The 26437-nt window shown below is 73.0% G+C and carries 21 protein-coding genes and 1 pseudogene; 9 read left to right on the top strand and 13 right to left on the bottom strand.

The annotated features are described in order from the left end of the window. The coding region (locus ACIQMV_RS20575) for a hypothetical protein (RefSeq protein WP_402594454.1) at nt 1-552 on the bottom strand (552 nt) is incomplete at its 3' end. Between the two features lie 92 nt (nt 553-644). Here ACIQMV_RS20575 and ACIQMV_RS20570 point away from each other — a divergent pair. The 6 genes from ACIQMV_RS20570 to ACIQMV_RS20545 all read left to right on the top strand — a co-directional run bounded on the left by ACIQMV_RS20570 (nt 645) and on the right by ACIQMV_RS20545 (nt 6601). Beyond that, a complete protein-coding gene (locus tag ACIQMV_RS20570) occupies nt 645-1559 on the top strand; it encodes a class F sortase (RefSeq protein WP_402594452.1) in 915 nt (304 codons plus the stop codon). Between the two features lie 113 nt (nt 1560-1672). Beyond that, the gene (locus ACIQMV_RS20565) at nt 1673-2947 is read left to right on the top strand and encodes an ATP-binding protein (RefSeq protein WP_401772520.1); all 1275 of its coding nucleotides are present in this window, start codon (nt 1673-1675) and stop codon (nt 2945-2947) included. Between the two features lie 80 nt (nt 2948-3027). After that, entirely contained in the window at nt 3028-3666 is a 639-nt protein-coding gene (locus ACIQMV_RS20560; protein ID WP_402594451.1) for a hypothetical protein, read from the top strand. A gap of 94 nt (nt 3667-3760) precedes the next feature. Beyond that, nucleotides 3761-5044: a hypothetical protein gene (locus ACIQMV_RS20555; RefSeq protein WP_402594449.1), complete on the top strand. Its 1284-nt coding sequence runs from the start codon at nt 3761-3763 to the stop codon at nt 5042-5044. Further along, the gene (locus ACIQMV_RS20550) at nt 5035-5826 is read left to right on the top strand and encodes an endonuclease/exonuclease/phosphatase family protein (RefSeq protein WP_402594447.1); all 792 of its coding nucleotides are present in this window, start codon (nt 5035-5037) and stop codon (nt 5824-5826) included. The genes ACIQMV_RS20555 and ACIQMV_RS20550 overlap by 10 nt, the downstream gene beginning before the upstream one ends. 37 nt (nt 5827-5863) lie before the next feature. Further along, complete coding sequence (locus ACIQMV_RS20545; RefSeq protein WP_402594445.1) at nt 5864-6601, top strand: hypothetical protein; 738 nt, start codon at nt 5864-5866, stop codon at nt 6599-6601. Nucleotides 6602-6651: 50 nt separating this feature from the next. Here the strand turns inward: ACIQMV_RS20545 and ACIQMV_RS20540 are convergent. Then, nucleotides 6652-7428 (bottom strand): annotated as a pseudogene (locus ACIQMV_RS20540) (sensor histidine kinase); the annotation flags it as partial. 258 nt (nt 7429-7686) lie between these two features. On the opposite strand from ACIQMV_RS20540, the gene ACIQMV_RS20535 reads away from it, so the two are divergent. Then, complete coding sequence (locus ACIQMV_RS20535; RefSeq protein ID WP_402594443.1) at nt 7687-8949, top strand: DUF418 domain-containing protein; 1263 nt, start codon at nt 7687-7689, stop codon at nt 8947-8949. A 62-nt stretch (nt 8950-9011) separates the two neighbouring features. Here ACIQMV_RS20535 and ACIQMV_RS20530 read toward each other — a convergent pair whose 3' ends face one another. Together ACIQMV_RS20530 and ACIQMV_RS20525 are read right to left on the bottom strand one after the other, a co-directional pair. After that, nucleotides 9012-13067 carry an endo-alpha-N-acetylgalactosaminidase family protein gene (locus ACIQMV_RS20530; RefSeq protein ID WP_402594441.1) on the bottom strand — a complete coding sequence of 1352 codons (4056 nt, stop codon included), beginning with the start codon at nt 13065-13067 and terminating at the stop codon, nt 9012-9014. 216 nt (nt 13068-13283) lie between these two features. Further along, the gene (locus tag ACIQMV_RS20525) at nt 13284-14327 is read right to left on the bottom strand and encodes a LacI family DNA-binding transcriptional regulator (RefSeq protein WP_402594440.1); all 1044 of its coding nucleotides are present in this window, start codon (nt 14325-14327) and stop codon (nt 13284-13286) included. A 339-nt stretch (nt 14328-14666) separates the two neighbouring features. Between ACIQMV_RS20525 and ACIQMV_RS20520 the strand changes: the two genes are divergently transcribed. Further along, nucleotides 14667-16460: a glycoside hydrolase family 35 protein gene (locus ACIQMV_RS20520; protein WP_402594438.1), complete on the top strand. Its 1794-nt coding sequence runs from the start codon at nt 14667-14669 to the stop codon at nt 16458-16460. Nucleotides 16461-16504: 44 nt separating this feature from the next. Here the strand turns inward: ACIQMV_RS20520 and ACIQMV_RS20515 are convergent, their stop codons facing one another. The 9 genes from ACIQMV_RS20515 to ACIQMV_RS20475 all read right to left on the bottom strand — a co-directional run bounded on the left by ACIQMV_RS20515 (nt 16505) and on the right by ACIQMV_RS20475 (nt 25307). After that, nucleotides 16505-17338 carry a maleylpyruvate isomerase family mycothiol-dependent enzyme gene (locus ACIQMV_RS20515; protein ID WP_402594437.1) on the bottom strand — a complete coding sequence of 278 codons (834 nt, stop codon included), beginning with the start codon at nt 17336-17338 and terminating at the stop codon, nt 16505-16507. Between the two features lie 149 nt (nt 17339-17487). Continuing rightward, a complete protein-coding gene (locus tag ACIQMV_RS20510) occupies nt 17488-18282 on the bottom strand; it encodes a maleylpyruvate isomerase family mycothiol-dependent enzyme (protein ID WP_402594436.1) in 795 nt (264 codons plus the stop codon). Next, the gene (locus ACIQMV_RS20505; protein WP_402594434.1) at nt 18233-18910 is read right to left on the bottom strand and encodes a TetR/AcrR family transcriptional regulator; all 678 of its coding nucleotides are present in this window, start codon (nt 18908-18910) and stop codon (nt 18233-18235) included. The genes ACIQMV_RS20510 and ACIQMV_RS20505 overlap by 50 nt, the downstream gene beginning before the upstream one ends. Before the next feature lie 250 nt (nt 18911-19160). Continuing rightward, entirely contained in the window at nt 19161-19349 is a 189-nt protein-coding gene (locus tag ACIQMV_RS20500; protein WP_402594432.1) for a hypothetical protein, read from the bottom strand. Between the two features lie 312 nt (nt 19350-19661). After that, entirely contained in the window at nt 19662-21257 is a 1596-nt protein-coding gene (locus tag ACIQMV_RS20495; protein WP_402594430.1) for a class I adenylate-forming enzyme family protein, read from the bottom strand. 125 nt (nt 21258-21382) lie between these two features. Further along, on the bottom strand, nt 21383-22378 hold the full coding sequence (locus ACIQMV_RS20490) for a UbiA family prenyltransferase (protein WP_402594428.1): 996 nt from the start codon (nt 22376-22378) through the stop codon (nt 21383-21385). 75 nt (nt 22379-22453) lie between these two features. Continuing rightward, the gene (locus ACIQMV_RS20485; RefSeq protein WP_402594427.1) at nt 22454-24223 is read right to left on the bottom strand and encodes a CoA transferase; all 1770 of its coding nucleotides are present in this window, start codon (nt 24221-24223) and stop codon (nt 22454-22456) included. Then, nucleotides 24220-25047, bottom strand: a complete 828-nt coding sequence (locus tag ACIQMV_RS20480) for a class I SAM-dependent methyltransferase (protein WP_402594425.1) — start codon at nt 25045-25047, stop codon at nt 24220-24222. Before ACIQMV_RS20480 ends, ACIQMV_RS20485 begins: the two co-directional genes overlap by 4 nt. Before the next feature lie 86 nt (nt 25048-25133). Further along, entirely contained in the window at nt 25134-25307 is a 174-nt protein-coding gene (locus ACIQMV_RS20475; protein ID WP_402594423.1) for a hypothetical protein, read from the bottom strand. Between the two features lie 800 nt (nt 25308-26107). On the opposite strand from ACIQMV_RS20475, the gene ACIQMV_RS20470 reads away from it, so the two are divergent. Next, complete coding sequence (locus ACIQMV_RS20470) at nt 26108-26374, top strand: UDP binding domain-containing protein (protein ID WP_402594422.1); 267 nt, start codon at nt 26108-26110, stop codon at nt 26372-26374. Nucleotides 26375-26437: the final 63 nt, after the last annotated feature.

The raw sequence follows: 26437 nt of genomic DNA, 5'->3' as shown, positions 1-26437 counted from the left end.
GGTGGCGGAGCCCTTGCCATGTTGAAGGCCGAGGGCGACCGCGGTGGTCGTGACGAGGACGAGCGCGGCGACGGTGACGAGGGTCGCGAGGGCCGTCAGAAGGGCGACAAGGGTCGTGGCGAGGGTCGCGGCGAAGGCCGTGGTGAGGGCCGTGAGGGCCGTGAGGGCCGGCCGCAGGGTGGCGTGCAGGCCGGTGGCGGAGCCCTTGCCATGTTGAAGGCCGAGGGCGACCGCGGTGGTCGTGACGAGGACGAGCGCGGCGACGGTGACGAGGGTCGCGAGGGCCGTGACAACGGCGGCGAGGACCGTGGCGAGGGTCGCGGCGAAGGCCGTGGTGAGGGCCGTGAGGGCCAGCCGCAGGGTGGCGTGCAGGCCGGCGGTGGCGGGCTGGCTCAGTCCTCCAACACCCTGGGCCTCGGGGCGGGGGCCGCGCTGCTGCTCGGCGGCCTGGGCGCCGGTGCGTACATGCTCCGCCGCCGTCAGGCGTCGGACCCCTCCGCGGTCTGATCGGGCCGCTCTTGTTCGTCGCTGGGCTGCCGCGGTCCGCGTCACCTCCCCAGGAGGGCAGCGCGGGCCGCGGCAGCGGCGGCCGGCCCCAACCGTCGCCCGCGGCCAGTACCACCTCTTGACGAAAGGCACCGTCCATGGCTTCTCAGCAGCCGCCCCAGACGGAGCAGAGCGGGATCAAGCCCGCCAGGCGTCGTTTCCGGCTCCGCCTGCTGTGGCCCGCGGCAGCGGTCGGACTGGGCATCGCGCTCATTCACAACTCCCTGGTCGCCGCGCCCGTGGCGCACCCCACGCACACGAACCGTCCGGCGGCGGTCACCTCCCTGGCCCCCATGTCGCCGGAGCCGAGCGTCGACACCGGCACCAGGACCGGCACGACGACCGGCACCAGGACCGGCTCGACGACCGATCCCAGGGCCGGCTCGACGACCGATCCCAGGACTGGCTCGACGACCGGCACCAGGACTGGCTCGACGACCGATCCCAGGGCCGGCTCGACGACCGACTCCAGGGCCGGCTCGACGACCGACCCCGGAACCCATACCAGGACCGGCATCAAGTCCGGCGCCAAAGCCGGCAAGTCGTTGCCCCGCTCGGAACCGACGCGGATCTCGATCCCGAAGATCGGGGTGGACGCGCCGTTCACCAAACTGTCCGTCAACGCCTCGGGACAACTGAACCCGCCGCCGGCCAACAACACCAACCTGGTCGGATGGTTCAAGGGCGGGCCGTCGCCCGGCGAGCGCGGAGCCTCGGTCGTCGTCGGTCATCTGGACACGAAGACCGGTCCCGCGGTCTTCGCCGAGCTGGACTCGCTCGAACCCGGAGCCGTCGTGAACATCACCCGCGCGGACGGCACCGTCGCCCGCTTCAAGGTCGACTCCATCGACGCCTTCAGCAAGGCGCACTTCCCCGACGACAGGGTCTACGCGGACACCGCGACTCCCCAGCTGCGGCTGATCACCTGCGGCGGGAAGTTCGACCGCGCCAAGGGGGGCTACCAGGAGAACGTGGTCGTGTTCGCCCATCTCGACTCGGGCTCACAACGCTGACGGACCGGGAAGGGTGCGTACCCGTGCGTGTCGCACCCACCCCGGCCTGCATGGCTCGCCGCCTGGCGCCCCAGCGGAGACAATGGACTGCCGGGAGCGGTGAGGGGGTTGCGATGCCCGCATGGCACCTGCGCGACTATCGCGACGACGATCTTGACCAGGCGATCCTGATCTGGGAGGAGAGCCGGCAGGCCGACGAGGATCCGGTCTTCCCGGTCTCGGAGGTGATGGCCGAGGCCCGGGCCGGACAGAACGCCGTGGTCGCCGTCGTGGGTGACGAACTGGTGGGCATGGCCGCGGCACGGGCGAGCGGCCAGCGAGGATGGGTCCTCCTGGTGGCGCTCGCCGCCCGGTGGCGCCAGCGCGGCATCGGCAGCGCCCTCCTCACCGAACTGGAACGGCGTCTGAGGGCACTGGGCGTGCGTCGCATCAGCGCCCTGCTGCCCCCCGGCGCCGCCGGAACCACGGCCCTGGAACACTGCGGCTACCGCTTCCGGGACGACCTGGTCTACTACGAGAAACTCGAACCGCAGGGACCCTCCGACGCCGGCGCCCTCACGGAACTGGGTGGTCGCATGCTTCCCGAGGGGCTCTGGGACGCCATGGCCGGCATGGAACGGGAGAAGCAGGTCGTCGAACGGCGTGTCGTGCTCCCCCTGGCGGAGCCGGCGCTCGCCGACCGCTACGGCGTCGCCCCGCCGAAAGGGGTCATCCTCTTCGGCCCGCCCGGCACCGGGAAGACCAGTTTCGCCAAAGCGGTGGCCTCACGGCTCGGCTGGCCGTTCGTGGAACTCTTCCCGTCCCGGCTCGCCGCCGACACGAGCGAGGGGCTGGCGACGGCGCTTCGGGTGGTGTTCGCCGATCTGGCGGAACTGGACACGGTGCTGCTCTTCATCGACGAGGTCGAGGAGATCGCCGGTGTGCGATCCGGCATGGCGGTGGACCCGGGACACGGGGTGACCAACGAACTGCTGAAGCTCATACCGGGCTTCCGCGAGCACGACTCCCGGCTGCTCGCCTGCGCCACGAACTCGGTGCGCTCCCTCGATCCGGCGTTCCTGCGGCCGGGCCGGTTCGACTACGTCATCCCGATCGGACCCCCCGACGCGACGGCCCGCTCGGCGATCTGGGACCGCTACCTCCGGGCCACCGACTCGGTGGACGTGGCACAACTGGTCGCCGCCAGCGAGCTGTTCACCCCCGCCGACATCGAGTTCGCCGCCCGCAAGGGCGCGCAGGCGGCGTTCGAACGCGAGGTCGCGCATCGGCAGGGCCGTCCGGCCACCACCGAGGACTACCTCGACGCCATCGCCGACACCCGGCCCACGCTCACCGCGCAGGCGATCGAGGAGTTCACCGAGGACATCGAGACGTACAGTCGCCTCTGAGACGGGCGACGATGCCGGGCCGACGTCGACGACGGAGCCGGCGTGCCGGCGGCGACGCCGCGGTCGGGCGGGAGGCAGGTGTGGCGAGGTCACGCAACAGGTCGGCGCGGCGCCGGAGAGAGCGGCGCCGCAGGGCCGCGGCCGGTCGCGCGAGCACGTACCGCGCGCCCGGCGCCCCGGGGGGCGCCGGATGGGGCATCGGCGCGGACCGGCAGCGGACCCTGCGGAAACTGGCCGATCGAGCGGACGCGTCCGCGAACGCCCCGCTCCGGCGGCTCGTGTGGTGGTGCGGGTCCGCCGTGTTCCTGACCGGCGTCGTGCTGCTGGGCACGGTGGCCGCCTCCGCGGTGGGATGGGCGGGCACCCCGGGCATGTTCACGGCCCGCGAGTGCCATCGCGAGGAGAGCGGCAGGGGAGGCAAGAGCGTGGCCTGCTCCGGGTCGTTCGTCGCCGAGGACGGAAGCCTCGTCGACACGGCCGCGGTCCTGCACTGGGCGGAGGGCGAGGCGGGAGGACGGATCCGGGTCCGCGCTCTCATCCTCGGCGGCTACCAGAGGGAGAGCGCGCTCGACGCGGCACTGGTCGCCGTCCTCATCGCGCTCCTCGCCACCCCGGCGATCGGCTGCGCCTTCGCCGGCCTGTCCCGCCACAGCCAGGACCGCCTCGCCGCCCGGCTGCCCGGCCCGGCCTTCAAGTCCTATGTGCGATGGAGGTCCTGACGGCGCGGGACCGCCGTCCCGGCGGACGACCAACCGGGCATCCCGGGTCTATCCTGGCGCTGTCGCTGCGCGGGCGCGTCTTCGGGGGGACAGGATGGCCCACACCAATCGAGTACGTCCTGACACCTCGACCCCGGCCGCGCCCGGGGACACCGCGAACACCGCACAGCGGATCAAGGCCGCACTGGTCTCCCTCGGCCCGTTCAGCGCGGCTCTCGTCGCCTACAAGGCCCTCCTCGACTACGTACTGCCCGAGGACTGGTTCAGCGTCGCCGTTCTCCGCTATCTGTTCGCCGGTCTGTGCGCCCTGTGCATCGGCCTCGTGCTGCGCCTGGCCGGGCAGCGGTACGCCGGTGAGGCCTCCGCGCCCGCACCCGCCCCGCCGCCACCGGGGTCCGCGGCGCCGTCCGTCAGGCGTGTGGTCGACGACTCGGCCCACGGTGTGCTCGCCGAGTTCCGCGAGGTGCGCCACCGGGGTGCCGATCTGGCCGGCTGGTCGCAGTACCTGAACGACCATCACGTGCCGCCCACGGCGGTCGGCAGCTCGTACGGGCTGCGGATGATCACGGCGTTCGACATACGCGACCCCCGCATCAGCCGGCGGCGCGTGATCGACTCCCTGCTCGCCCTGCAGAAGCCGGGCGGGGGATGGGCCGCCAGCACCCAGCGCGACCGGGGCAGACCCGAGATCACCGCGTGGGTTCTGGCCGCCATGTTCCGCGGCGGCCTGGACAACGGGACCAAGGCCGAACTCGTCAACCTCCTCGAGCGGATGCTGGATCCGCAGGAGGATCCCGTCGGAATGAACCGTACGACCGTGCTCACGGTCGCGATCTCCACGCTGGCGGAGGTGGCTCCGGCGTCACCGAAGCTCCCGTGGCTGGCCCGCCGGCTGCTGGACGGGGCCCAACGGGAGGACGGCGAGGCGGCCCCTGTCGCCCACTGGGGTGAAAACCTGCACAGTGCGGCGAAGTCCGCCGCCCACACGGCCCGTGCCGCGCTCGCCCTCCACCGAGCCGCGGGCGTCCTCGCCGACGGGGCGGTGTACAGGAACGCGGCCCGCTCCGGGGTCCGCTGGCTGTGCGCCGCGGACCTCGACCTGCGGACCACGGACGAGCAGCTCCGCCGCCCCGTCGACGACGGCACGGTGGACGCGCTGCTCATCGGACACTTCACCGCGGCCTGGGTCGCGAGGGCCCTGATGCTTCCCGGAACTCCCGGCTGCGAGGAGAAACTGAGGGGAGCCGTGGCCGACATCCTCAAGAACTACAAGGACGGCGCCTGGCGATGGCACGACGACACGAGACCGATCTGGATGACCTATCAGGGCACGAGCACCCTGCGGGACTTCGCGTTGAGGACGACGGCATGCCCGTAGCCCCGAGGCCCGACCACACGCTGACGGTCGCCAGCTGGAATCTGCACGAGGGCGTTCCGGCGTCGGGAGGAACGCATCCGTGCTCCGCCGGCGTCGTGGAGGAGGTCGTCCGTTTCCTCACGCACCGGCGCGTCGACATCGTCGCCTTCCAGGAGGTCGGATTCGACGACCGCGGGACGTCGGAACTCCTCGACCACATCACGAGGAGGACGGCGCTGCGGCACACCGCGGTCCTTCCGCTGCACGAATCGTCCTTCTTCCCGGGCCGGCTCAGCGGGGTGGCGGTGGCCGGGCGGTTCCCGTTGAGCCGGTACCGGCAGCACCGGCTGCCCAACCCCGGTCTGCGCACGTCGATCGGGGGACAGGAGATCCACAGCCACGACAAGGGTCTGGTGACGGCCACCTTCCCCCTGGGGGAAACGGAGGTCGACGTGACCTCACTGCACGTCCTGCCCTTCTACCTGTTCCGCCGGGAGCCCGACGAGGCGGAGTTCAAGGAGGTCTGGGACTCGCTGGCCGGGGAGCTCGGCCGCCATGCGAACAGCCGCCTCACGCTGGTCTGCGGGGACTTCAACACACCGGAACGCCGACTGGTCCTCGGCGCGGGCACCCTTCCGCTCGCCAGCTCGATCGACGGCCGGCCCACCTACAAGGACAGGTCCGTGGACGACATCCTCTACGGCCCCGGCATCGCCGTGAACCGTACCGAGGTCGTCGACAACTTCTCCGACCACAGGGCGTGCGTCGCGCAGTTCCGTCTGCCCACCGGTCCCGGCCGATGAACGACACTCATCCACTGCGAGCATCCACGAGGCAGGCATGGGAACAGCCCACATCACGGCAGCCCGGCGGACCCTGGCCGAAGCGGTGGGACGCGATATGCCCGAGGACCGGCTGCTGGACGCCGCCCGAGCGGCCGTCGCCGAACTGGCCCGTCCCGGAAGGCTGGTGGAGCTGGTCACGGAACTCGCCTCGGGAGCGGGCGACCCGGCGGCCCACGCGCGCTACTCGTACCGACACGTCCTCGGCTTCCGTAAACTGCTGCTGATCGACGGGGGCCACCGGCACAGGCTGCGCGCCCACCTGTGGCAGCAGGGGGTGGAGGGAACCGGCCCGGAGGACATCCACAACCACCGTTCACCGCTCGCGTCCTGCGTGGTTCGGGGACGGCTCGGCATGGAGCTGTACGAGCCGTCCCCCGACGGCGGCATCACCGCGACCCGGTACCGCGAATCACTGTCGGAACACGACGCGCACTGGCAGCTCACCGCCCTGGGACCGGCGCGGCTGCGGTCGCTCCACACCGCCCGGTACACCGCGGGCTCCTCCTACGCCCTGCCCGCGCACACCCTGCACCGCGCATGGTGCGCCACGAGCGAGCCGACCGTGACGCTGTTCCTGGAGACGGGCGGCGGACGCAGCCCGCACACCGATGTGTTCACCCGGTCGGACGCGCGACCCGGAGCCGTCGAGAAGGAGCCCCTGAGCGAGGACGACTACCTGTCCGAACTCTCCATGCTGGCCAGGGCACTCGGGGCCGGCGCCCGGGCCGCCTGAGGCCATGCCGTCCCACGGCTCCGCCGCCGCGCTCCCTTCGCCGCGGGTGGTCACGACGGGTCGCCGGTCGGCAGTTCCAGGAGGAGTTCGTAGCCCCCGTCGGCCGTGGGCCCGGAGGTGACGGTGCCGCCGAGGAGTTCGGCGCGCTGGCGCAGGCCCGCCAGGCCGTGGCGGGCGCTGGGCAGTGGCAGGGCGGGCCGGGTGGGGGCGGTGTTGGCGACCGTGGCGCGCAGGGTGCCGCCGCCGTGCTGGACACATACGGTCGCCCTGGCACCGGGCGCGTGTTTGCGGATGTTGGTCAGGGCCTCCTGCACGGTGCGGTAGACGGCGCGCTGAACCGGGGGAGGAAGGTCCTCGGGCAGGTCCGTCTTCAGTTCCGCCTCGATGCCGCTGCCGTCCACCAGCCGCCGCAGGTCGGCGAGGGACGGCTGGGGGGTCAGCTCGGTGGGGCGGCTGCCGGAGGCGCGCAGGACGCTGACCATGTGCCGCAGCTCGTCGAGGGTCTCCACACTGAGCCGCCGGATGGTCGCCGCGGCTTTCCGCGTCCCGGTGTCGGGTCCGGCCACCTGGAGCGCGCCGGCCTGGACGGCGATCAGGCTGACCTGGTGGGACACCACGTCGTGCATCTCCCGGGCGAGCTGCGCGCGTTCCTTCGCCAGGACGCTCTGAGCGGTCAGCAGCCGTTCGTACGCGCGGGCCTCGGAGATCTCGGCGAGCCGGAGGGACAGATCGCGGCGGGCCTGCACCAGCTGGCCCAGGAAGACGGGCGCGGCCGCGGTGGCCAGCGTGTAGCTGAGGTGGAACAGGCTGCCGGTGCGGGTGAGTTCGGCGGCCTTCAGGGACGACCAGGACCAGGGCCTCGTCGTCGACCACCACCACCCGGATCACGTGCGCTCCGCTCGTCGCAGCCCGTCGCTCGATCTGTATCACGCGGGGTGTCCGTCCGCTCGCGGACCGCAGGCGCCTCCTGCCGGCCGGCGGCCCCGGCTCCCGCCGACCGGCCGGGGCGGCTCCGGCCGGTCGACCGGGTGTCTCCGGAAAGGAGACATGTACGTCGTGCCAGGAATTTGGCAGAGTCTGATGACATGACGCAGAACGCATCGTCGGCCGTGCCGTCCCAGGCGCCGTCCGGGCCGGGGACCGAGCCCACCGCCACCCACGCCGGGCCCCCGTCGACGGGACGGCTGATCGGCATCGACCTGGCCCGCGGACTCGCGGTCTTCGGCATGTACTCCGCCCATGTCGGCCCCGACGTGACCGTGGGCGGACCGGTGGGGTTCCTGCTGGAGGCGGCACGGGGCCGGTCGTCCGCGCTCTTCGCGCTGCTGGCCGGCTTCTCGCTGATCATCCTGACCGGCCGGCCGCGCCCCCGGACCGGGCGGGCCGGCCGTCAGGCGATGGCCAGGATCATGATCCGCTCCGCTGTCCTCGTCCCGCTCGGCTACGCCCTGACCGCCCTCGATACCGGCGTCGAGGTGATCCTCAGCTTCTACGGACTGCTCTTCCTGGCCGTCCTGCCGCTGTACCGGCTGCGGGCCGGGTGGCTGGCGCTCATCGCCGCCGCCGGTGCGCTGGTCCTGCCGCAGGTCCTCTACGTGGTGCGGAGGTCGATCGAGGAGGGGCACTGGGCGGACGCGGTCGTCGCCCGGGACCCGCTGGCCCGGATCACCGGCACGGGCGGCGTCATCGAACTGCTGTTCACCGGGGGGTATCCGGTCCTCGCCTGGGTGCCGTACGTGATCGCGGGCATGGCGGTGGCCCGGCTCGACCTCACCCGGCCCGGCGTCCGGTCCCGGCTGGCCGCAGCGGGCGGCGCCCTCGTCCTGCTCGGCTACGGCGGCTCCTGGCTGGCCCTGCGCCTGGTCCCGCGCGCCCTGTCGGCCGTCTCGGCCGCCACGGACGGCGGCGCGGCGAACTCGGCGTGGTGGTCCGACCGGGTCGGCGACACCGGGCACCACATCCCGCCCGCCTGGCTGCTGGTGGCCGCACCGCACAGTGAGACGACGTTCTCCGTCCTCGGCAACACGGGCGTGGCCCTGGCCGTGATGGCCGCGTGCCTGACCGTCGCCGACCGGCTGCCACGGCTCACGCGCGCGGCCAGGCCCGTCGCCGCGGTCGGCATGACCGCGCTGACCGTGTACGTCCTGCACATCGTCGCCCTGTGGCTGCTCTCCGACGTCTGGCACGTGGCCGTGATCGACGACGACAGCATGTCCGCGCTTCCGGTGCTCCTCACCTTCATCGCCGCCGCCGTGCTCCTGGCCACGGCATGGACCAGGCTGTTCCGGCGCGGCCCCCTGGAGTCCCTGCTCCACCTGGCCACCGGCCCGGCCCGGCACGTCCCGTAGACGGGCCTGCCGAGCCACCGGTGGTGAACACACCGGTGGCTCGGCAGGCCCTGTCGGTGCCGCTACGGCCGATCGGCCGGCGGGTACCCGGTGGGCAGGTCCACCGGAGTGCCGTACACGCGCATCTCGGCGGCGGCCGCGAACGGCTGGCCGTTGAGCGCGTTCAGCGCGGTGAACCTCACGTAGGAGGCGCGCACCGAGGGGAAGGAGACGCGCTGCATCTGCGGCGAGTCGACGAGGGTGCCCCTGGCCACCGTGGTCCAGGTGCGGCCGTCGTCGGAGACGGCCACCTCGTAGTCCGCCACACGGCCGTTCTGACCGCCGCTCTGCCGGTCGAGGTAGCCGAAGCCGTTCACGTCGGCCGGACCGGCCGGCTTCAGCGTCACCCAGTGCGGGTACGGCGCGTTCCCGTGGCTGTAGTCGGTGTGCCAGATGGTGCCCGCGTCACCGTCCAGCACGTTGGACACCGGGCCCTCCGCCGGTCCCGAGGAGAGGTTCTCCGAGTCGGCGGTCGCCGTCATCGAGCCGGGCGAGAGGACCGGCTCGGTCGAGACCGTCGCCCTGGCGTCCGCCGACACCGTCTTGGTGACGCCGGAGTCGGCGTAGACGGCCGTCGCCTTCCAGGTCGCCGACGTCCCCGCAGCGCTCGCCGGCGGGGTCAGGATCCAGGTGGTGCTCACGGTCGCGCCCGGCTTCACGCTCTCGAAGAGGTTGCCGTCGCGCTTCTCGACCATCGCGGTCCAGCCGTCGGGCAGGCCGTCGAGCCGTAGGGCGACGTTCGTGACGTCGCTCTGCTCGTTGTTGGTGAACGTCGTGACGTACTCGCCCGGCACACCGGGGCTCAGATCCGTGCCGGCCGGGGTGGTCACGCTCGCGCAGGCGGCGCCGCCGCTCACCGGGCCGAGGTCGGTCACACGGAAGTCGTCGAGGACGAAGTCCGTACCGGCCGCGCCGCCGAGCTTGCGCAGGCCGACCCAGGTGTCGCCGCAGCCGGCGACGATCTCCTTGGAGTAGGTCGCGGTGTCCAGCGCGGGGGCGAGCGTCTCACGGGTGATGTCCTTGGAGACCACCTTGCCGTCCCCGACCCGGTCCGCTCCCGTCACCCAGGCCCACTGGCCCTCGACGTTGGTCTGGTAGCGGAACGAGACCGCGTACGTGTGCCCGGCGACGAACGGCACCGTGGCGGGGACCGTCCGGTACACCAGCCCCGTGTTCTCCTCGTGGGCCTTCAGTGAGTGCTTCCCGCCGACGACGTCGTCCACCGCCTGGCCCTTGAGGGCCCCCGAGGCGTAGGGCGAGTAGGTGTTCTTCCAGGTCTTCTGGCTGTACGCGGCGTGCAGGTCGCTGATGCTGGTGCGCGGGTCGGTGGAGCCGCCCGCGTCGCCCTTCACGAACGGTCCCCAGCCGGGCTGGTTGCCCTCGAAGTCGTCGTGGGCGACCACGGTGCCGCCGGACGGGCCGTTCTCGCCCCGCGGCAGCGGCGTGGAGGTGTCGGCCATGATCCGCACGTCGTCGAGGGTGACCGCCGCGCCCCCGGCGGCCGCCCCGATCGCCACGGTGACGTTGCCGTCGGTGGGCGCGGTGAAGGCGACGGACGCGCGCTGCGCGTAGGTGCCCTGCTTGGAGTCGGCGGCCATGGTGTTCCGCAGCGGGGTGGTGTCGAAACCGTTGTGCGCCTTCACCCCGTCGCCGGTCACACCCAGGGTGACGGCGCGGCGCTGCCCGGCGGCGACCTCGACATGGGCGCTCAGCGTGTACCGCCGGCCCGGCTTGAGGTCCTTGACCCGCTGGGAGATGCCGGACTCGCCGGCGCCGAGCCGCACGACGTTGTCACCGGTGGCGCTGCGCGCGACCGCCGCCCCGCCCCGCGGGTTCCAGGCGTCCAGGTCACCGGCGTTGAAGCCGGGGTCGGCCAGGCCGGTGCCCTCGCCGTAGTGCGCGTCCCGGTGCGGGGCCCGGTTCCCGTTCGGCACCAGGACGTAGGGCTGGTCCTTGTCGCCGGTGAGTGTCACCCGCCCGTCCTGGGCCTTCACCTGGGCGGCCTTGACCCGGCCCTGGTCGGTGAGCTTGTACAGCGTGAAGTTGCGGGTGGAGGCGAACTGCCGGGTCAGGTCGAAGGTGTGGGTGCCGCCGGAGGCGCTGTAGTAGTACATCTTGTCGGCCCGGCTCGGCGAGGAGGTGCCGTTGCCGCCCTTCGCCTCGCCCCAGGGCAGCAGATAGGTGTCGCCGTCGAGCACGACCGTGCCGTCCATCGACACCTGGCGCTTGCCGTCGGCCATCGCGACCCGGACACCGCCGGTGAGGGTGGCGGACTTGCCGAAGTCCCAGTTCATGACCTGGTAGTGCTGGAGGAACTTGGTCGGCAGGTTGTCGGTCCAGATGTTCCGGTAGAAGGCGTTGAAGTCGTCGTGGCCGGTCCAGCCCTCGAACTCCTTGACGCTGGCGCCGCCGAGCAGGGGGTCCACGTTCCACACGTCGCGGTCGGAGTTGGCGATGAACCGGACGATGTTGGAGTTGATGCCCTTGTTGGTGGCGCCGCCGTAGCCCTTGTCGCTCGCCCAGTGGGACCAGGTCGACGTGCCCTCGAACTTGTAGGCCCACTCGGTCGCGACCTCGAAGCCCATCGTCCGCAGCCGCGCCGCCAGCGAGTCGGCCAGCCAGCCGCTGGAGTAGTAGACGTCTATGTAGAGGCCCTTGACGCCCGGGGCCTCGCGGCGCAGCTGCTCGAACCGGTCGAGGACGGCTCCGGAGCCCAGGTCGGCGCGCTGGTCGATGTGGTACGACTGGTTCAGCCAGTCCCAGCCGTTGACCTGGCCCTTGACCAGGGCCTCACTGAAGTTCTTCGCCTGCGGGTACGCCTCGGTGGCGTTCACGTGCACGGCGAAGTCGGAGTTGTACTCGGCACCGGCCTTGGTGAGCTTGTTCAGGTCGGCGAGCCCGCCCGCCCGGGTGTTGTAGTTGCCGCCGTAGTCCGGGTGGGCCGAGTCGTGGCCCTCGCTCGCGTAGCCCTTCTCCAGGACCCACTGGCCGAGGTCGTCGGTGGCCATCGAGACGCGTTTGACGTTGTCGAGGGTCTTGAGGAACGGATTGGTCGCCTGGCTGGCGAAGTTGAACGGGATGTGCTGCACGACGCGCTCGGGCACCCGGTCCGCGCCGAGTGGCCGGGGCATGTGGTCGCGGTAGGCGATGGCGCCGTCCTGCCAGTCCACCCGGCCGTCCCCGTTGGCGTCCGCGGCGAGTACGACGGTCGCCTTGGGCAGGGCGTACGTCCTCACCCGCGGGTCGGTGGCGCCCCGGGGCGCGTAGGTGTACGTGCCGGCCGACAGCTCCGCGCGCCGGGCGCCGTTGCCCGCGTCCACGATCCGCGACTGAAGGCGGGTGTTCCAGTTGTCGTTGTTGTCCTGCGCGGAGTCGTCGGTGGCGTTGGTGATGACGCCGCCCGCCAGATCGCCGTTGCTCACGAAGCCGTACGGCGTGCCGACGGCGGCCTTGTCGGGGGCCGTGGCGGCGGTGATCGGGACGAACTCGTCGGCCGTGGTGGTCGAGTTCGTCGAGATCTTCGTACGCGCCAGGGTCGTCTGCGGGGAGGAGGAGTCGGCGGAGACGAGTGACTGGTCGGGGATCGACAGCTGGTCGACGGTGGAGGCGGCGGCGCCCTCGATGCTCTTCACCGCGAAGACGACGGTCCGCTCGTCGGTCACCGTGATCGTCGAGGTGATGGTGAGGTCCGGCAGATCGGCGAAGACCGAGGTGTAGACGGCCTGGTTGCCGTGCGCCGTCATGGTCGTGGTGGCGGTGTGCGCCGTGCCGTTGACGATGAAGGTGTCCAGGGCCCGGGCCTGGCCGCCGAGCGTTCTGCCGCCCATCGTGTACGAGATGACCTGCGGGAACTCCTTGGCCACCTGGACCCTCAGGCCGGGACCGGTCAGCTCGACCGGTGTCGCGGGGTGGTCCGGGGGAGCCGGTGCCGCCGTCGTGGACACGGTGGCCGGGCCGGCATGGGCGGGAAGGGCGCCGGCCGACAGCGTGCCCAGGGTGAGCAGCGCGGCGGTCGCGGCGGCGGCGCCCGTTCTTGACCGGGGTGTGCGTCGAGGGCGGTGCGGGTGGATGGCATCCACGATGGGGCCTCCTGATGACTCCGGTACGGGAGAGCGAGGAAGACGCGTGGCCCCTGCCGGGGCCGTCATGACGCTGATGGGGCGGGGGAGACAGTAGGGGAATGGCATCGATAACACCAGACGCCGACAGTGATTCCTTGATGTGCATGGCACCGCTGTGCATCGCCGGACAACGGCGTCCGCCGCCGGCCGTCCTCGGCCGGAGCGGAAGGATCCCTACCGGCCGCCGCCCCGCCGCATCGGCGCGGTGCTCGCGCGTACGACCAGGGCCGGCTCGACGGACGCGGGTTCGGAGGCGGCGTCCGGGTTCTCCAGATGGCGCATCAGATGGGAGACGGCGAGAGCTCCCATCTGCGTGAACGGCTGGGCGACGGTGGTCAGCGACGGCGAGCAGTACTCGGCCAGGGCGATGTCGTCGACGCCGACGACGGAGATGTCGTCGGGCACCCGCCTGCCGAGCTCGTGCAGCGCCCGGATCACTCCGAACGCCATCTCGTCGCTGGCCACGAAGACGGCCGTGACGTCCGGGATCCGGCCCAGGACGAGGCCGTTGCGGTACCCGGACGCGGGCGACCAGTCACCCTCCAGCTCGGGTGGGACGCTTCTGCCCTCGGCCTCCAGCGTGTCGCGCCAGCCCTGGGTGCGGCTGACCGCGTCGAGCCACTCGCGCGGCCCGGCGACGTGCCAGACCGTCTCGTGCCCGAGGTCCAGCAGATGCCGGGTGGCCAGGCGTGCGGCCTGGGTCTGGTCGACGGCCACCACCTCGGTGGCGGAGGTGCGCGACCCGTCGATGGTGACGGTGGGAACCGAGCCCGTGAGCTGCTCGATCCGCCTGCTCACATGGATCAGCGGGACGGCGAGGACGATCCCCTCGACACCCTGCTCCGCGAGCCGCGCCAGCGCTGCCTCGATGGCGGAGGTGTCCAGGGAGGCGGTGGTGGCGGTGGAGACCGAGTAGCCCGCCTCGCGCGCCGCGCTCTCGATGCCGTACAGCACGGCGGTGCGCGAGTAGAAGGTGGTCTGCAGCGTCACCACGCCGATGGTGCGGCTGCGGCCGGACGACAGCATCCGCGCCGCGTTGTTCTTGCGGTACCCGAGCTGGTCGACGGCCGCGAGGACCTTGGCCCGCGTCCTCTCCCGCACGTTGGGGTGGCCGGACAGGGTCCGCGACACGGTCTGCGGGGAGACCCCGGCGAGCCGGGCGACATCGGTCATGCCCGGGGGCCGTGCGGCGCCGTCGCCTTCGCTCCGCTGCTTCATGCGTGTCCTCGTCCGCTCGTCCCACCGCGATGATAGCGCCCGCACAGCGGCGTCCGTGCTGCTCGGAGCACCCCTCGCAGTGTCGGCAGCCCGCCATTGGCATCGCTATCATCGTGTGTCATAGTTCCGGCACGTCAGCGTGTCCCGGCCGTGCGGCGGACCGCAGGGGAGCCGGGTTCCGCTCTCCCCACCCCACGTCGAAGGAGAGGCCGTGAGGAAGCCAACCACGCGCAGGGCGGCAGTGGCGAGCACGGTCCCGCCCGGACCCGTTCCCGAGCGCGGCCCCCGGGGTCGCGGGCCTGCCTCGGGCACCACCGCGCCATGAGAGAGGCACGCCCCATGCCCCGATCGACGCCTGCCCTGTCCCACCCCGACGGCGAACTCCTGCGGCACGGCCGCCCGCACCGTGTCCTCGCCGGGTCGCTGCACTACTTCCGTGTTCATCCCGACCAGTGGCCGGACCGGCTGGCACGACTCGCCGCCCTGGGGCTGAACACGGTCGACACCTATGTGCCGTGGAACTTCCACGAGCGGCAGCGGGGCCGAGCGCGCTTCGACGGCTGGTGCGACGTCGAACGGTTCCTCCGTCTCGCGCAGGAGGCCGGGCTGGACGCGATCGTGCGACCCGGCCCGTACATCTGCGCCGAATGGGACAACGGCGGGCTGCCCGCCTGGCTGACGGGCACCCCGGGGATGCGGCCGCGGTCCTCGTACGGTCCCTTCCTTGACGCGGTGACGGGCTGGTTCGACCAGTTGATCCCGCGTCTCGCCGCGCTTCAGGCGGCGCGGGGAGGCCCCGTCGTCGCGGTGCAGATCGAGAACGAGTACGGCAGCTACGGCGACGACCACGTGTATCTGCGCCGGGTCCGCGACGCGCTGGTGGAGCGCGGCGTCACCGAACTGCTCTTCACGGCCGACGGCCCGACCGAGCTGATGCTCGACGGCGGCACGCTGCCCGACGAGCTCGCGACCGCGACGTTCGGCTCCCAGGCGGCCGAGGCCGCCGCACTGCTGCGGGCGCGCCGCCGGGGCGAGCCGTTCGTCTGCGCGGAGTTCTGGAACGGCTGGTTCGACCACTGGGGGGAGCGGCACCACGTCCGGTCACCGCGGAGCGCGGCGGGAACGCTGGGCGACATCCTCGACGCGGGTGGATCGGTGAGCCTCTACATGGCCCACGGCGGCACCAACTTCGGGCTCTGGGCAGGCGCCAACCACGACGGCGAGGCCATCCAGCCGACCGTGACCAGCTATGACTCGGACGCGCCGATCGCCGAACACGGCGGGCTCACCCCGAAGTTCTTCGCCCTGCGCGACCGGCTCGGTGCCGTGACCGGCCTCCCGGAGCAGCCACTGCCCAGCGACCCCGCGCTGCTGGCACCCCGCGTCGTCCCGGTCGTCCGGGGCGCCGGACTGCTGGGCGGGCTGGAAGCCGTCTCCCGCGCGGTGGACTCACCCCACCCGCCGAGCTTCGAGGAACTGGGACAGTCCTCCGGCCTGGTGCTCTACCGCGCGCATCCGAAACTCCCCGAGGGCGCCGTCGAATTGACCGTCAGCGGACTGCACGACCGTGCCCAGATGTTCGTGGACGGCGCCCCGGCCGGGGTGGTCGACCGGGAGGCCGGCTCGCTCACCCTCCACGGCACGGGGCGGCGGGTGCGGCTGGAACTGCTCGTCGAGAACCAGGGGCGGATCAACTACGGCCCGCTCCTCGGCCAGGGCAAGGGCATCCTCGGCCATGTCCGGATGGGACGACGGATGGTCCACGGCTGGACGGCGCACCCGCTGCCGCTGGACGAGTGGTCGGCGGAGGAGGTCGGCCGCGCGGCGGCCGCCACCGACCCGCGGGGCCCGGCCGGATTCGCGACGGCACGGTTCACGGTGGACGAGCGGGCGGACACCTTCCTGGCATGTCCCGGTTTCGGCAAGGGTTTCGTCTGGATCAACGGCTTCCTGCTCGGGCGGTACTGGGAGATCGGCCCCCAGACGACGCTGTACGTCCCGGCGCCCCTCCTGGTGCCGGGCGAGAACACCGTCACCCTGCTGGAGCTGGAACGCCTGGGGGAGCGGATCGAGTTGCGCGACGCGCCGGAGCTGGGGGAGGCCGAGGAGTACGTCGAGACCTTCTCCTCGTAGCGGCGCCGACCGGACGGCCGGGGTCCGCGCCGCAGGGGAGCGGATCAGGGTGCCGCGAACAGGTTCGGGAAGCGGGGCGCGAGCCAGGGCTTGCGGCCCCAGGCGATGACATGCCCCCGGGAGATGGCCCGCCACGGGTTGAGGCGGCCCAGCGCGATGAGGAGGAAGGCGACCGGTTCGATCAGGATCGTGCAGTCGGGCCGGATCGCGGGCCCGGGGGTCACGTGCACGGCGCCGTCGTCGAGAGCGACGCCGAACGCGGCGCCGCCGCGCAGGCGGATGGTGTAACGCGCCGTCATACCCGAGGCGGACGCGGCGGTGACCCTCGGCATGACCAGGAGCATGAACGGCATGCACAGCCCGACACGGGCACGGTCGACCATGTGCGGGCGGCCCAGGGCCCGGGCCAGGTCGTAGCCGTGGCCCAGCATGTGCGTCAGCAGGTAGGACGCCAGCGTGGCCCTGCCCATGGGGCCCAGCGGCGTGACGAGCGCCGGGTCTTCCGCGGTGCCCTCGTCCGCGCCCCGGTCCACGGCGTCCAGGAACGCCTCGGCCTGTTCCGCGATCATCGCAGCGAGTGGCTCGGGCCGGCGCTCCTCGAACCCGCCGAGGGCCCGCGCGTTGGCCGCGGCCAGGCTCTGCGGTGTGCCGTCCCCGTAGGTGCGTTCCCGCCCGCGCGCGAGGTCGGCCATCAGCTCGTTGGCCAGCGCCAGATGGGCGGCGGCCTCGCCGACCGTCCACTCCGACCGCGGAACGGGAAGCGCCGGGTCGGCCGCGCCCCGCAGCAGCGCGGCGATGTCACCGGCGGTCTCACGTATCGCCTTCGCGAGCCCTTCGGGCAACGGTCCCCCGTTGCCCGGCCGCACTGTGGGATGCATGCCCTTCGGCCCCTTCCTGCCCTGTGTACGTCGAGTTCCCGCTGGGAGCGGGGGGCCGAGCGTACCGGGTCGGGCAACCGGCGGGCCGGTACCGCGGCGGCTGCCCCACGGCTGCGATCGGGTCCGCTCCCAGGGCGCCCGACGGGGAATCAGAAGACGACCCGGGCCCGGCGGGCGGCCGCGAGGGCCGCGTCGGATCCGGAGACCAGTTCCAGCGGCACGTCCGGATCGCGTCCGCCCAGGGCGCGCAGATAGGCGACGGCGTCCGCCCGCACGACCGACGCGGGCTCGCCCGAGCCGATCAGCCACGTGCCCCCGGCGGGCCCGGTGAGCTCCAGTACGACGGGTGCCCCGGACCAGGTCAGGGCCAGGTCGCGGATCACCTGCTCGACGATGAGCCGGTCGTGCTCTCCCACCACGAGGGGCTGTCCCGTGGCACGTGCCAGGTCGACGCGGTGCATCCACAGGTCGCGGTTGTAGATGGTGTCGAGCAGATGGCCCACGGACATCCGGGGTGCCTCGGCCACACCGGTGTCGACCCTGGCGCGCCGCATCAGTCCAGGGCGACGCCGACGGGCCTGTACGGCACGCGGCCACAGCAGCGTGAACCGCTCGGCCAACTCCGGTCCGAAGGCGGTGGCGTGGTCGGCGACCTGTGCCGCCATGTGCGCGTCGACCGGGCCCATGCCCCGGTGGCGCCGCCTGCCCGTGATCTCCCTGCGCACCATGGTGGCCAGGGAGATGTTGTCCTCGCACTGGGCGACGAGGTGGGAGACCAGCGTACGCACGTCCCACTCCACGCAGTCGGTGGGACGGTGCCAGTCCTCGTCCCCGAGCTTGCCGAGTACGTCCATCGCGGCCCGGCCTTCCGCCTCGGCGACCGCGGCCGACTGGTCACGGCCGGTCTGCGGCAGGCGTGCGGCCTCCCCGTAGGTCTGAGTCATCGCACTCGCCCTCCTCGGGGGCGTAGAAGTGGAAGAACATGTCGACCGTCGTCCGCGTGAGCCGGGTGAAACGGCCCTCCTCGACCCGCGCGGACGGCTCGTTGGCGAGCTGCTGGCTGATCACGCCGGCCATCAGCGCCGTGTAGAGGGCCACCCCGTCCTCCTCGGCGGCGGCGGGCGACAACTGCCCGGCGCGCACCGCGGCCTGGAGGGCGGCCCGCAGTATTTCCAGTTGCCGCACCGCGGGTTCGAAGGCCCGCGGGGTCGGTTCGAACCCGGGCACGGGCCGCCAGTACAGCAGTTGCGCCAGGACCGGATGGGCCATCGCCCAGGCGACGGTGGACTGCTGGCCCGCCAGGAGGGCACCGCGCGGGTCCCGGGCAAGCATGGCCCGGTACGGCTCCAGGACGTCGACCGTCTCGCGCATCCCTCGCTCGAACAGGGCGTCGTAGACGGCCGTCCTGGACGGGAAGTACTGGTAGAGCGAGGGCGGCCGCATGCCCATCCGCCGTGCCACCTCGGCCATGCTCAGCGCGGCAACGCCTTCCTCCGCCATCACCTCGAGCGCGATGTCGAGGATCTCCCGCACGGTGTCGTTGCGCCGGCGCAGCCTCCGGTCCTCCCTCATGTCCTTAGGAAAACCTCATAGGGGTAGGAGAGTCAATACCCCGTCAGTTCCGCGATCGGACAACACGGGACACGGGCGTTCGTAGCGGTCAACTGCCAGCATCGCGTGGGGCGTTGACGTGCGGACATAGGATTCGTGCCGTTCCTGGGTCTGCTCGACGTGCTGTGGTGCCTCTGGGACAAGCCGTTCCAGCAGTGCCTGCACGACAAGGCGGCCACCAGCGTCGTCCTGACCACCAGGCCGTGAGACCTCAGCGCGCGCCGGCGGACAGGACCCGGTGGGCGGCGATCTCGGCCCAGCGGACGGCGGCCTCGCTGTTGGGGCGGAGCGTCACCCGGTCCCCGGCGCAGTCGACCCGTCGCGCAGGGCGGTCCGGGAACGCCCGCCGCAGCCGCAGCGCGGCCGGCGTCGCCTCCGGCAGCCCCACCGGCCGGCGCACCACGTGCGCCTCGCGGGTCGCCTCGGTCCGGGCCGGCAGATACCGCTCGGGCGCCCGGCGACCACGGACTCGACCTCCTCGTCGGTCCGCTTCAGCAGGTCCGGTGAGGCGCAGGGACGGATGGGGGGCCGCACGCCTACGGGTGGGTTGTGGTGCGGGTACGGACGGAGGGCCGCACGCGTACGGGTGGGTTGTGGTGCGGGTACGGACGGGTGGCCGCACGCATGCGGATGGGCGGTGGTGCCCGTACGGCCATCGTCAGTACGGCCACCGCCCTTACGGCCACCGCCCGGACAGGGCCCCGGATGCGGATCAGGTCCATCGTCCGGTGCCGTAGGGCGGTGCCCCGTCGAGCAGCCGGTCGCGCAGTTCCTGCCGCCGGACCTTGCCCGTCGCGGTGAGCGGGAGCTGGTCCAGGGACAGCACCGTCGGCTCGCCGAGCGGCGGAAGGTCGGTCACGGCCTGCTGCCACGCGCCGGGGTCCAGCGTGCCGTCCCGGGTCACCAGGACCGGCTGCGGCAGTCCGCTCGCACGACCGAGCACCACCGCCTCGACGACCTCCGGCAGCCGGTCGTGGATCACGTCCTCGATCTCGACGCAGCTGCCGCCGGGGATCGTGTCCACCTCGCGGTCGAGCAGCAGCAGCCGGCCGGAGCGGGTGATGAGGCCGAGGTCCCCGGTGGTGAACCAGGGCCCGGACAACTTGGCGCGCATCCGCTCCGGTTCGCTGACGTATCCGGCGCACAGCGTTCTGGTACGGGCCTGCACCAGGCCGGGCCTGCCGCGCCCCACCGGCTGGAGGGTCGTCGGGTCCACCACGCGCAGTCCGGCCTTGCCGGGCACCGTCCGCCCCAGGTCCCGGGTGGTGGGGTGGCGCTCCCCGGTCGCGCGTACCGACCTGCGCGTCAGACAGCGGAAGGTGAGCGGCCCGGTCTCGGACTGCCCCCAGACCTGTACCCACAGCGGCAGGCGGCGCCGGGTCGCGCTCAGGAACGTCCGTACCGTGGGCGGGTGCACGGCGTCGAAGGCGTTGATGTAGAGCCGCACGTCGTGGAAGGGGTTGTCCGGCGACGCCGCCAGCGGCTGCCAGCGCACGAAGGCCGAGGGTGCGGCCTCCAGCACGGTCGGCGGATGGGCGCGCAGGACGGGTTCGGCGAGCCGGGCGTCGTAGGCGTCCAGGATCACCGCCGCGCGCGGGGCGAGCCAGAGCACGCTGATCGTCCAGGCGAGGCCCCGCCCGTGTGCGTACGACGCCGCCTGGGCGACGGTGTCGGCACGCCGGGTGGACACCAGGGGCAGGCGCCGGGCCTCGTCGGCGGCGATCCGGTGGATCAGCGTTCTGGCGGAGTGCCGGACCAGCTTGGGGATTCCGGTGGTTCCCGAGGTGTGCATGATGGCCAGGGTCAGGTCGTCCGGGTGGGGACGGGGCGGCGGCGTCCGGTGGCCGCGCACGTCCGCGAGCGGGATCGCGCCGGGTGCGGGGGCGTCGAGGGTGAGGGTGCGGCGGGTGAAGGCGGTGAGGTCGGTCTCCGCCCCGCGCGCGGCCGCCAGCGTGGCCGAGGTGGTGACCAGGGCCTTGGCGTCGAGGCGTTTGAGCAGCACCTGGAGCGTCTCCACCGGGAGGCGGTCGGAGATCAGCGCGGGCACCGCGCCGATGCGGGCGGCGGCACAGGCGAGCAGGACGTAGTCCCAGTGGTTGGGTTTGATCACGGCGACCCGGTCGCCCGGCGTCACGCGCAGCCCCTCGAGCCAGCCCGCGGCCTGGCTCACCAGATGGGCCAGGTCCGGGATGTCGTACGTCGTCCTGCCGTCGTCCGCGATGTCCAGTGGTCGGCTCAGATGGACCGTCGTTCCGGTGCCGCGGTCGGCCAGGACGTCGAAGAACGGTCCGGGGGCGAGGAGTTTCATCGGGTGACCTCCGAGAACTCCCGTTACGCACACGGGAGCTGATGGACGGTGGGGCGCGGCGGTCCGGGCGGGCTTCCGCACGGAGCGCGGGGACGCCGCTCGGGTCCTCGCCCCGCCCTTCGGGCTCAGGCGAGGCCGGTGATCGCGAGATTGACCGCCACGAGCGTGACGACCAGGATCCGGTGGGCCCGGATGCCGATCAGCCGGCCGCGCAGGACGTCACCGCGCACCATGCCGACCGTGAACTGCAGGACGCGGGTCGCCTTCAGCGGGACGAAGGCGAGCGGGAACCACCACGGGCAGAACCCCAGCAGCGGCGCGGTGACGATCGCCGTGGTCTCGAGCACCGAGAGCGCCCCGATGAACCGGCGGTTGCCGTTGAGGGACAGCAGACACGCGGCGACCGGCCGGCCCACCGCGCGGTCCCCTTCGACGTCGTGGGTGTCGGAGTACACGCCGACCAGGACCGGACCCAGCCCGAACAGGAACACCTCCACGGCCGCGAGCCCGGTCGCCTCCCCGGTGAGCAGGCCGAACAGCGGCAGCACGAAGGCCCAGCCGACCACGGCGAGGAACACTTCCTGGAAGCCCCGGTAGCCGAGCCGCAGGCCCCACCAGTACTGCGGGACGACGACGGCGGCGGCCACGAGGACGAGCACCGCCCACCACGGGCGGTGCGGCGCCCAGACCAGCGCCGCCGTCCAGCACAGGCACCCGGCGACGAGCGCGCACCAGGCGAAACGGACCGCGGCCGCCTCGGTGAGCGTCCCGGCCGGCAGCGGTTTGCGGGCCAGTGCCCGCGCCGGCGCGTCGGGACCGTGGTTCGCGGCGTCGCTCCCGCCCCGGTAGCCGGTGACGTCGTCGAACGCGACGGCCGCCGCCACCAGGCACACCTCGCCCAGCAGGAACGCGAGCAGCGTCGCCAGCGACGCCCCGTCGAGCCGCTGGGACGCGGGGAGCAGCGACCAGACGACGGCCAGGCTGAGGTAGTGGCCGACCATGCCGGGCCCGGCCGGCCGGAGGTAGGCGGGCAGCCGCGCCTCAGGACGCCGGCCGGTGCGGACGCCGGCCTCCTGGGGCGGCGGCTCCGTGGCGGTGCCGGTGCTGAGCTCACTGGTCATGGACGCTCCCTGAGGTCGTGGCGCCGGACGTCCGCGGGGCGCGGAGCAGCGGTGTCGCCGCGGTCCAGGTCTCCGTCATGCGGTGAACTCCCAGGGCGTGCCGGGCAGGACGCAGCCGGCCCGGGTCAGCGCCGCGCCGAACCGCGGGTCCGCGGCGAGTGCGGTGAGGTCGGACGTCAGCGGCACCGACGGCCCGGGACGGCGGGAGGGGGCGGCGCCGGATCCGTGCCGGGTCAGTACGGTCGCGGCGGAGAGCAGGGAGGTGTCCACCCGCAGCAGGGGGGCGCTGCCGTGCCTGTCGCGGCCGCCGGTGGAGCGCGCCGCCAGCGCGGCCAGCACCCCCTCGGCGCAGACCAGGCCGCCGAGCACGTCGAGCAGCGTCATCAGCGAGGGTGTCGGTGGCTCGCCGTGCCGCGCGGTCAGCCCGGCCAGACCGCTGCCCGCCTGCACCAGGTAGTCGGTGCCGAGCGGCGGGGTGGGCCCGAGGGCCTCGCCCCAGCCGGACGCCCGGGCGTAGACGAGGCCGGGCCGGACACCGGCCAGATCGGTGGCGTCGAGATGCCACGCGGCCGCCTTGCCGGGGGCCCAGTTGTGCAGGAACACATCGGCGTCGCGGACGAGTTCGCGGAGCGTGCCGCGGCCACTCGGGGTCCGCAGGTTCGCCTCCACCACGTCCTTGCCGTGGTTGAACGCCAGGAACCGGGCCGAGCAGCCGCCGACCAGCGGCTCGATGCCGCGCAGGGGATCCCCGCCCGGCGGTTCGACCTTGACGACCCGGGCCCCGAGCCGGGCGAGTACGTGTCCGGCGAGCGGCCCCTGCACCCGTCCGGTGGACTCGACGACGACCAGCCCGGCGAGCGGCCGGGACACCGTGGGGGAGGCCGCGGCGGGTGAGGGCACGGAGGGCCCCGCCGCGGTCCGCCGGTCCGCGGGCAGTGCCCTGACGGTCCATGGGGTCTCGGGCAGGTCGCCCGGCTCCGGCGCGTCGGGGCCGGGGACGGGCAGCACGCTGACGTCGGTCCGGGCGGCCACGGAACGGATCACCTGGTAGGAACGCCGCGCGGTGACGCGGTGCAGTGCGGCGGGCAGGGGGCAGACGGCGGTGGCGAACCGGTTCTGGAACGGCTGCCAGCCCCGGCGGATCGCCGTCCGCTCGGCGTCGAGGACGGTCCAGAAACGCTGCCAGGCCTCGGCGTCGAGTGTCTCGATCTCGAACCTGACCCCGTCGGCGCTGGTGAACGGCGGTGCGCCGGCGCCCGGACCGGGGGACCTCAGCGGCACCGGCCTGTCCGCAGGGTGCGTACGGGCGGCGCTCGCCATGGCCAGGTACTGGCCGGTGGCGAGGAGCGCGCCCTGCGCGACCGAGGTGCGCACCCGGCCGATCCGGGTGCCGCGCGCGGCGGCGTGGAACGCGGCGAGCATGCCCGTCACGGCGAGCACCCCGGCCACCGTTCCGGCGTAGTCGAGGCCGAGCGGCGTGGGCTCCCCGTACCGGCGCCCGTGGATGTGGGCGATGCCGCAGGCGGACTGCACATCGGCCTCGCTCGCCAGGGGCAGCGCCACCGGGCCCGCCCAGTCGATGGCGCAGGTGAGGCTGTCGGCACCCGTGACGGCGACGAGGGTGCCCGCGTCACCGGCGTCACCGGTGCCGTGCCCCGGACGGCTGTCACCGGTGCCGTGCTCCGGGCCGGCGGTGGCCGGTTGGCAGCCGAGGAGCGCCAGGTGGGCGGCGGCGACCGCGAGCGCCGTCGAACCGCCCGCGGCGCTCACCTGGATCCCGGCCAGCGGCCGGTGCGGTTCCGGCGTCCGACGTGCCTCGGTCCGTACACACGCGTCGACGCTCACCGGGCCCGCCGCCCCTGCACGGAGTAGATCACGCACGAGCCGGCCCGGAACCGCGGATGCCGCATCACCTCGCGTACCTCGGCGAGTTCGGCGTCGGTCATGCTGGCGGCGACGAGACGGTCACGCAGGTGGTGGGTGTGGTGGATCAGGAGGTGGACGCCGGGCGAGTCGGCGTGCCACGGCATCAGGAAGGGCACGGGGTCGATGTCGACGAGCCCGGCATCCCGCAGGGCCCCGGCGGCGTGCCGTCCCCAGCTGCCGTCCGCTCCCGCCTGCGCGAACACGCGTGCCCTGGCCGCCAGGAACCGCTCGTACACCTCGGCTCCGGCACGGCTCGGCGCGAGCAGGACCGGGCCATGGTCGATGTCGAACGCGTCGAGTTGCAGCCACCCGCCCGGGCGCAGGGCACGGGTCATCGTGGCGAGCGCCGCCCGGCGGTGCGGCAGACGGAGCGGCACCGGACGGGAGTGGACCAGGTCGAAGGCCTCCTCGGGCAGTGGGTCGCGGGTCACGTCGTGCCGCGGTGTCCGAAGGCGCGGGTGCTCGGGGAGGCGCACCGGACTGATGTCCGTGGCCACCACCTCGCCGGTGGGCGCCACGCGTTCGGTCAGCCAGGTGGCGACGCTGCCGCCGCCCGCGCCGACCTCGAGGCAGCGCCAGCCGTCGGTGACTCCGGTGCCGGCCAGCCGCGCGGTGGTGATCGGATCCAGCGACGCGGCGAGGCAGCGGTGCTGCTCCGTCGCGTGGACGTTGTCGTTGTCGAAGGCGTATCCCTCGCCGGGATCCGCGACCGCGGCGGCGGGTGCGTGGAGAGCGGACTTCACCAAGTGCTCCTGGGATGCGGGTGAGTACGGGACCGGGCGCGCGGGTGAGGCCGGGGCGACCCCGGCCCTGTCCGCCGTCCGCCGTGTCAGGAGGAGAAGCTGCCGGACAGCTGCGTGGTGTGCATGCCGTGGCCGGGGAGGACCGCGACGCCCGCGCTCGCCGCGTGGGCCGACCCCGAGCCGGCCAGGCTCAGGACGCCCGCGAGGGACGCGGTGGCGAGGGCGGTGGTGAAGCGCTTTCCGACAGCGGATTTGTGCATGAGATCTCCTTGGACATCTCGGGCCCGGTAACCGGCGACACTCACAGAAGATCACATTGAGCGACAGTCATCTCGCTGTCCGTGTCGGCTGCGTTCGTGGCCGTACCGCGGGATCCCCGCCGTGCGGTACGGGTTTGCCGCCGGGACGGCCGGTTCCGGGGGCGCGCGGGTTTCACTGCGCGGAGTGACCGTGATCGCCCGGTCGGATGCGCGCGACCTGTCGGCCTCCGGGGCGGCGGCCCGGTGCACGACGCACAGCGGTGACGGCCGTTGCGTGTGCGCGGAAGCCGCCATCGGCGTGATCGCCGTCGATTCCGCCTGCGCCAGCGTTTGGGGCGCCCGGCACCGGCAAGCCCCGCTCACCGGCAAGACCCGCATGACCGGCCGACACGCCGCCGCCTCGGTGGCCATCGGCAGGGGCGCCCTCGGACACCGGATCAAGCGACGGACGGCACTGCCCCGTGCACACCAGAGCGATGTGCACGGGCATCGGACCGCCCAGGCCCGGCCCGGCGGTGGAGGGAGCGAGGGAAACCGCCCCTGTGCCCCGGACCACGGACCCCGGACCACGGACCACGGACCCCAGGCCCCGGACCACGGACCCGTGCGCGCCGGATGTGGAGCGAACGCGGTGGACCAGAACACCCAAGACCGTTCGGGGTGTTCGGCTGCGCACGGGTTCTGGCAACAGGACTCACTCCCGCTCGGTCTCCAGGAACGGTTCGCCTTCCGGACGGTCGCGGCCGCGCGGCAGCCTTCGCCTCCGGACGGTCGCCGCCGCGCGGCGGGTGAACCGTGAGATGCCCGCCCATGTGGCGCGGCGGGTGACCGCGCTGCGGGACGAAGCGGGGTGCGCGGTCCAGGGGGCCGAAGTGCCGCTGCTCGGCATGACCTGCAAGCCGGACGTCGCCGATCTGCGCCAGTCACCCGCGACCGCGGTGGCCCGGTGCCTGACCGCGCTCGGCGCCACGGTCCGCTTCCACGATCCGCACCATCCGATTGGCCGTCATCAGCGCTCCTGTCCATGGGGGGATTCCCAGGCCAGGAGCACAGGGGAGGCAGGTTGATCAGCCACGCCCGTCCTCACCCCGGGTGTCGCAGCGCCCCGACCGGCACGGCCGCCCGCCTCG

Origin of the sequence: Streptomyces sp. NPDC091412 (assembly GCF_044756885.1) — a bacterium.
In the GTDB taxonomy this organism is placed as follows: domain Bacteria; phylum Actinomycetota; class Actinomycetes; order Streptomycetales; family Streptomycetaceae; genus Streptomyces.
This window is presented reverse-complemented; position numbering and strand designations above follow the sequence as displayed.